General features: G+C 72.6%; 5 protein-coding genes. 4 read left to right on the forward strand and 1 reads right to left on the reverse strand.

The genetic code is table 11. From position 1 onward, the window contains the following. The first annotated feature begins 148 nt into the window (after positions 1 to 148). From pdxR to Pen02_RS41235, 4 genes are all read left to right on the forward strand, one after another. Positions 149 to 1,633: a MocR-like pyridoxine biosynthesis transcription factor PdxR gene (pdxR, locus tag Pen02_RS41220; RefSeq protein WP_203871653.1), complete on the forward strand. Its 1,485-nt coding sequence runs from the start codon at positions 149 to 151 to the stop codon at positions 1,631 to 1,633. Between the two features lie 30 nt (positions 1,634 to 1,663). After that, the gene (locus Pen02_RS41225) at positions 1,664 to 2,521 is read left to right on the forward strand and encodes an SMP-30/gluconolactonase/LRE family protein (RefSeq protein ID WP_203871654.1); all 858 of its coding nucleotides are present in this window, start codon (positions 1,664 to 1,666) and stop codon (positions 2,519 to 2,521) included. Positions 2,522 to 2,708: 187 nt separating this feature from the next. Continuing rightward, positions 2,709 to 4,967, forward strand: a complete 2,259-nt coding sequence (locus Pen02_RS41230) for an ATP-binding cassette domain-containing protein (RefSeq protein WP_239142041.1) — start codon at positions 2,709 to 2,711, stop codon at positions 4,965 to 4,967. After that, positions 4,964 to 5,359, forward strand: a complete 396-nt coding sequence (locus tag Pen02_RS41235) for a hypothetical protein (RefSeq protein ID WP_203871656.1) — start codon at positions 4,964 to 4,966, stop codon at positions 5,357 to 5,359. Before Pen02_RS41230 ends, Pen02_RS41235 begins: the two co-directional genes overlap by 4 nt. Positions 5,360 to 5,415: 56 nt before the next feature. Here the strand turns inward: Pen02_RS41235 and Pen02_RS41240 are convergent, their stop codons facing one another. After that, entirely contained in the window at positions 5,416 to 6,657 is a 1,242-nt protein-coding gene (locus Pen02_RS41240; RefSeq protein WP_203871657.1) for a low temperature requirement protein A, read from the reverse strand. Positions 6,658 to 6,768: the final 111 nt, after the last annotated feature.

A 6,768-nucleotide genomic window follows, 5' to 3' on the forward strand; every position in this document is an offset into this window, starting at 1 on the left:
CCACCATCAACCTAGCCAACTGGGCCACCGAACGCGGCTACTCCGCATAACCGGTCAACACGAAGGGCCAGCCCCGATCCGGGGCTGGCCCTTCGTCGTCCCCGAACCACGCCGGCCCGGGCAGCGGCCCGACGAGGATAATGGCCTGATGAGCAGGGGAGACCAGGAGTCGGTTGACAGGTCCATACCGTCCGGCTCCGACTTCCTCCAGCTCGACATCGGCGACGCGCCGGCCGGCGGCCGGGCCGACTGGCTGGCCGCCCGGCTGCGGCTGGCGATCGCGGACGGCCGGGTACCGGTGGGCGGCCGGCTGCCGGCGACCCGGGTACTCGCCGCCGAGCTGGGCGTCTCCCGGGGCGTCGTCACCGAGGCGTACCAGCGGCTGGTCGAGGACGGTCATGTCGCCGGGCGCGGCCGGGGCGGCACCGTCGTCGTCTCCGCACCCGTCGACACCCCGACCGTGCCGTCCCGGTCCACCCGGGCACCGGCACCTGCCCCGGTCGACGGGCTGTTCGCGGCCGAGCCCCGCGCCGACATCTTCGACGCCGTACGGGCGGCACCGGCCCGGATCGACCTGTCGCCCGGCGTACCCGATCTCGGCGCTTTTCCCCGGACGGCCTGGCTGCGAGCCGAACGCGCCGTCCTGCACCGCCTCACCCCGAGCGACTTCGGGTACGGCGACCCGCGCGGCACCCCGAGACTGCGGGTGGCCGTCGCGCACTGGCTGGCCCGCAACCGGGGGATCGGCGTGGACCCGGACGACGTCCTGGTGGTGGCCGGTGTCGCGCAGGCGCTCACCCTGCTCGGTCAGGTGCTGCACGGCGACGGGCTGCGGTCGGTGGCGGTGGAGGACCCGGGCTCGCTCGGCGTTCGGCAGCAACTGCGGAGCTGGCGGTTGGCGACGCCGCCGATCCCGGTCGACGCCGGTGGGCTGCGCGTCGACGAACTGGTGGCCAGCGGCGTACCGGCGGTGATGCTCACTCCGGCGCACCAGTTCCCGACCGGGGTGGTGCTGGACGGGGCCCGGCGACGCGAGCTGATGCGCTGGGCGGCCGACGGCGGGCTGATCGTGGAGGACGACTACGACGCCGAACACCGGTACGACCGGCCGCCCGTACCGGCGCTGCGGGCGGTACTGCCCGAACAGGTCTGCTACGCCGGCAGCGTCTCCAAGCTGCTCGCCCCCGCCCTGCGGGTGGGCTGGCTGCTGGCGCCGAGCAGGTTCCGGGCCGCCCTGGTCGACGCGAAACGCACCGCCGACCTCGGCAACGCCGCCCTGCCGCAACTGGTACTGGCCGAGCTGATCGAGTCGGGGGCGCTGGAACGGCACCTGCGCTTCCTCCGCCGTCGGCACGTACGCCGCCGGGACGCGATGATCGCCGCGATCCGGACCCACCTGCCCGACGCGGTCGTGCACGGCGCGGCGGCGGGGCTGCATCTCACCATCACCGTCGGCGCCGGGGTCGACGACGTCGAGTTGGCGACGGCGGTGCTCGCCCGGGGCGTCAAGGTGCAGCCGCTCTCCTGGCACCGGCAGCTTCCCGGCCCGCCGGGACTGGTGCTCGGGTACGCCGCGACCACCACCGCCGAAATCGAGCAGGGCATCGCCACGGTCGGCGCCGCGCTGCGCTGACATCATCGTGGTTGTCGGAGGGAGCGCGACGTGGTGGACGCGACGCAGGTGACGGATCCGTGCTGCCGGCACGGCGAGGGACCGGTCTGGGATCCCGGGACGGACCGGCTGTTGTGGGTGGACATGCTGGCGGGCGACGTGTTGACGACGGCGCCCGGGACGGAGCAGGTCGCCCGGCACCACGTCGACACCGTCGCGGCGGTGGTCCGGCCCCGGGCCGCCGGGGGCTATCTGGTCGCGGTGGAGCGCGGGTTCGTCCTCACCGACGACCAGTTCCGGACGGTACGCCGGCTGCCCGACCTGTGGACCGATCCGGACCTGCGGATGAACGAGGGCGGCTGTGATCCGGCCGGCCGGTTCTACTGCGGCTCGATGGCGTACGACTCCCGCCCGGGTGCGGGTGCGCTCTACCGGCTGGACGCCGACCTGGTGGCCCGGCGGGTACTCGCCGACGTCACCATCTCGAACGGGCTCGCCTGGTCGGCCGACGGCAGTCTGGCGTACTACGTCGACACCCCGACCCAGCGCGTCGACGTCTTCGACTACGACCCGGAGAACGCCGTGCTGACCGACCGACGGCCGTTCGTGCGGATCGACCCGTCCGACGGTGCCCCGGACGGGTTGACGCTGGACGCCGAGGGCGGGGTGTGGGTGGCGCTCTGGGGCGGCGCCGAGGTACGCCGCTACGCGCCGGACGGCGCACTCGACGTACGGATTCCGCTGCCGGCCCGCCAGGTCACCGCCTGCACCTTCGGCGGACCCGGGCTGCGCGACCTCTACATCACCACCTCGCGGCTGGGGCTGGCCGACCCGGAACCTGCCGCAGGTGCGCTGTTCCGGGCCAGTCCCGGGGTCGCCGGTCTGCCGGTCGTTCCGTTCCGGTACTGACCGCCGCACCTCCGCCGCCTCCCGCCCGGACTTGAAACCTGGGCGCCCACCCGCCTCGTGCTTCCGTTGGAAAGTCTCAACGTGGTTCTTCAACGATAAAGTTGAGGAGGTGACCTTTGCCGAATCCGCTGCACAGAGCGTTGCCGAACCCCCTGCACCGGGGGCGCCCACAGTCGAGTGGATCCGGGTGACCGGCGCCCGCGAACACAACCTGGCGGCCGTCGACGTCGAGATCCCCAAACGGAAGCTCACAGTCGTCACCGGCGTCTCCGGATCCGGGAAGTCGTCGCTGGTCTTCGAGACGATCGCGGTCGAGGGCCAGCGGCAGATGACCGAGATGCTGCCCGCGTTCGTCCGCACCTTCCTGCCCAGTTCCGCCCGGCCCGCCGTCGACCTGATCGAACACCTGCCGGCGACGGTTGCCGTCGACCAACGACCGCTGACCGGCGGGCCGCGCTCCACCGTCGGCACCATCACCGACATCGCGCCGCTGCTCCGGCTGCTCTTCGCCCGGGTCGGCGAGCCGTTCGTCGGCTATCCCGACGCGTTTTCGTTCAACATGCCGGCCGGGATGTGCCCCGAGTGCGAGGGCCTCGGCGAGGTGACCGACGTCGACCTGGCCGCGTTCCTCGACCGCACCCGGTCGCTCAACCAGGGTGCGCTGCTCGCCCCGATCTTCAAGGTGGGCGGCCGGGACTGGCACCTGTTCACGGCGTCGGGCCGGCTCGACCCGGACAAGCCGGTGGCGGCGTACTCCGAACGGGAACTCCACGACCTGCTGTACGCCACCGACGGCACGGTGCCGCTGGAGGTGGCCGGGTCGACGATCAACCTGGCCTACGAGGGCGCGGTGGTGAAGTTCCGCCGCCGCTACCTTGACCAGCAGGCGGAGCCGGGGGAGCGGACCCGGCGGATGGTGCAGGAGTTGACCACCTCGGTGCCGTGCCGGGCCTGCGGCGGTAGCCGGCTCTCACCACTGGCGCTGTCCAGCCGGGTCGGCGGGCACACCATCGCGGACCTCTGCGCGATGGAGGCGGAGGACCTGCTCGGGGTACTGGCCGGGCTGGAGGTGCCGGCCGCCAAACCGGTACTGGACACCCTGGTCGCCCAGGTCGGGCACCTCGTGCGGATCGGGCTCGGCTACCTCAGCCTCGACCGGCGGACCGGCACCCTCTCCGGGGGCGAGTCCCAGCGGGTCAAGATCGTACGACACCTCTCCAGCAGCCTGAACGACCTGCTGTACGTCTTCGACGAGCCGAGCGTCGGGCTGCATCCACGGGACGTACACCGGCTCACCGGGCTGCTGCGAACGTTGCGGGACAAGGGCAACACGGTGCTGGTCGTCGAGCACGACCGGGATGTGATCGCCGCCGCCGACCACGTCCTCGACCTCGGCCCCGGTGCCGGTACGGCCGGCGGCCGGGTCGTCTACGCGGGCGGGGTCGACGCGCTGCCCGCCGTCGACAGCCCGACCGGCCGGGCGATGACCGGACGCACCCGGTTGAAGGACGAGGTACGCACCCCGACCGGCGTACTGCCGATCGTGCACGCCCGCACACACAACCTGCGCGACCTCAGCCTCGACCTCCCGACGGGCGTGCTCACCGCGATCGCCGGAGTGGCCGGGGCGGGCAAGTCGAGCCTGGTCGGCGGGGCGTTCCGGGCCCAGCATCCGGAGGCGGTGGTCATCGACCAGTCGCTGCCGCACGCCAACCGGCGCTCCACCGTCATCACCTACACACAGGTCGCCGACCAGATCCGGGGCGAGTTCGCCCGAGCCAACCGGGTCAGCCCGGCCCTGTTCAGCGCCAACTCCTCGGGCGCCTGCACCACCTGCGCCGGGCTGGGCGTGGTCTACACCGAGTTCGGCGCGCTGGAGACCGTCGCCCTGGTCTGCCAGACCTGCGACGGCCGCCGGTTCGGCGACGAGGTGCTGGCGTACCGGCTGCGCGGGCAGACCATCAGCGACGTGCTCGAAATGACGGTCGCGCAGGGGCGGGAGTTCTTCGCCGGCAACCGCCGGATCGCCCCTGTGCTGGCCGCCACGGCCGACGTCGGGCTGGACTACCTGCGGCTCGGCCAGCCGCTGACCAGCCTCTCCGGCGGCGAGTGCCAACGGATCAAGCTCGCCGCGCACCTGCACGGCAGCGGTACGGCGTACGTGCTCGACGAGCCGACCACCGGGTTGCACATGGCGGACGTGGGGCGGCTGCTGGGCGTACTCGACCGGCTGGTCGACGAGTACGCGGCGACGGTGATCGTGATCGAGCACAACCTGGACGTACTCGCCCACGCCGACTGGGTGGTGGAACTCGGGCCGGAAGGCGGCAGCCGGGGCGGCCGGATCCTGTACCAGGGCGAGCCGCGTGGCCTGGTCGAGTTGGCCGGCTCGCCGACCGGCGTACACCTGCGCCGGGCGCTCGGGATGGCGGAGGTGGCGGCGTGACGCCGGCAGCGGGCGAGGACCGCCGCCGCTTCGCCGCCGTGGTCGCGGACGCCGCCGGGGTGGCCGCCGAGCTGCTCGGGGCGTGCCGGTTGCGGGCCGGCGAGCCGTTCCCGATCGCCGAGCTGCTGGCGCCGCTGGCCACGCAGCACCGGGCACTTCAGGAGGCGGTCGACGGGTACGCCGGGCCGCTGGCCCTGGACGCGACGGGTCGGCCCGACCCGCTGGGCGGGGAACTCGCCGGCCTGATGAGCTGGCTACAACTGATCGGGGTGCTCTACCGAGGGCTGGACGACATCCCGGACCCGATGCGGGTGCAGGCCGGCCGGACCTTCTCGACCGCCCATCTCGCCGCCCGCCGGGTACGCGACCGGACCCGCCGCCTGGCCGGCTGACCGTCCCGCCGACTCACCGTCCCGCCGGCCCGGGGCCGGGGCCCCGGACGGGCGGGCTAGGTCTCGATCCGTTCCTTGCCGAACCGGACGATGAGCCGGCTGACCACGACGGCGTAGGCGATCATCACCAGCGCGATCAGCGGCATCAGGGCGATCGGCGGCGGTACCAGGCTGACGGTGCCGACCAGTCCGATGCTGACCACCGCGATCGCCACCCGCACCGGCGGAATGGTGCCCAGCGCGATCCGTTGCAGGGCCAGGCCGCCGACCATCCAACTGGCCAGCGAGACGGCCAGCAGCAGGCGCAGCATGTGCGGCAGGTCTTCGTGGCCGGCCCCGACCTCGCGGACGGCCTGGCCCAGGCACCAGCCGAGCAGTAGCAAGGCGGAGCCGATCGCCCCGTGCACGGTCGCGTACCCGAGGCCGGCGCTCAACCGTGACGTGGTTAGCCCCATGGTCACGAACGTGGTGTAGACCCACCACACCGACGCCGGGATCAGGAACGCGGTGATCGCCACGGCGGCGACCGCCGGGGACGGCCGGGTCGGCACCGCGGCGATCAGGTCGGTCAGGCTGACCCCGAGCAGGATGATGGTGAACTGGCCGATCCGTTCCGGCAGGTGTGACGGGTGGACGGGATGCTGGATCAGCCAGCGCCGGCCGAGCCACGGGGTGAGCAGTTCGACGACCAGTCCGATCAGCCAGAGCCATGGCCGGTAGCGCGGCGGTACCGCGAGCGAGGCGACCCAGAACGCCAGCCCGGCGCTGAACCCCGTGAAGTAGACGGTGGTCAGCCGGCGTGCGGTGGTGCCGGTGCCGCGTACCCGGAGGTAGAGCGCCAGCAGGGTGCCGCGGACCACGAGGTAGCCGATCGGCAGCAGCAGGGTGTGCGGCGCGTCCTTTGCGCCGACCGCCATGATGCCGGCGCCGACCATGCCGACGAGTACGGCCAGCCGGTGGCCGAGGTCGTCCGGGTCGAACCGGGTGTCGTAGAACGCCTGCCCGACCCACGCCCACCAGACGATCACGTACAGGCCGGCGGTCCGGAGGATCTCGTCGGCGTCGGGTACCTCGTCGGTGAGCCGGTTCTGTACGGCGGCGAGGGCCAGCACGAACACGAGGTCGAAGAAGAGTTCCAGCCAACTGGCGTGTCGGGACTCCTCGCTGGGCAGGGACTCCGGGTCCAGCCCCCAGCGTTCGATGATCCGACGTGGCCGGATCACGCGGTGCCCCCGGCGCGGGTCCGGCGTACCCGACCGGGGACGTCGGGCCGCCTCCAGCTCACAGGCGGTAATCATCCCGTGGTCGCCTGGTGAGCGGGCCGAGATCGGCAAACTCGCTCAGCCGCCGTGATCAGCCGCGAATCCTAGCCGGCCGTCCGCTGCTATGACCTTCTTTCATCATGTACG

The sequence above is a fragment of the Plantactinospora endophytica genome, assembly GCF_016862915.1.
Classification (GTDB): domain Bacteria; phylum Actinomycetota; class Actinomycetes; order Mycobacteriales; family Micromonosporaceae; genus Plantactinospora; species Plantactinospora endophytica.

What these genes read in the sequence shown, in the direction of transcription:
- pdxR (WP_203871653.1), top strand. Translation starts at nt 149, where the DNA reads ATGAGCAGGGGAGACCAGGAGTCGGTTGACAGGTCCATACCGTCCGGC.
- Pen02_RS41240 (WP_203871657.1), bottom strand. Translation starts at nt 6,657, where the DNA reads ATGATTACCGCCTGTGAGCTGGAGGCGGCCCGACGTCCCCGGTCGGGT.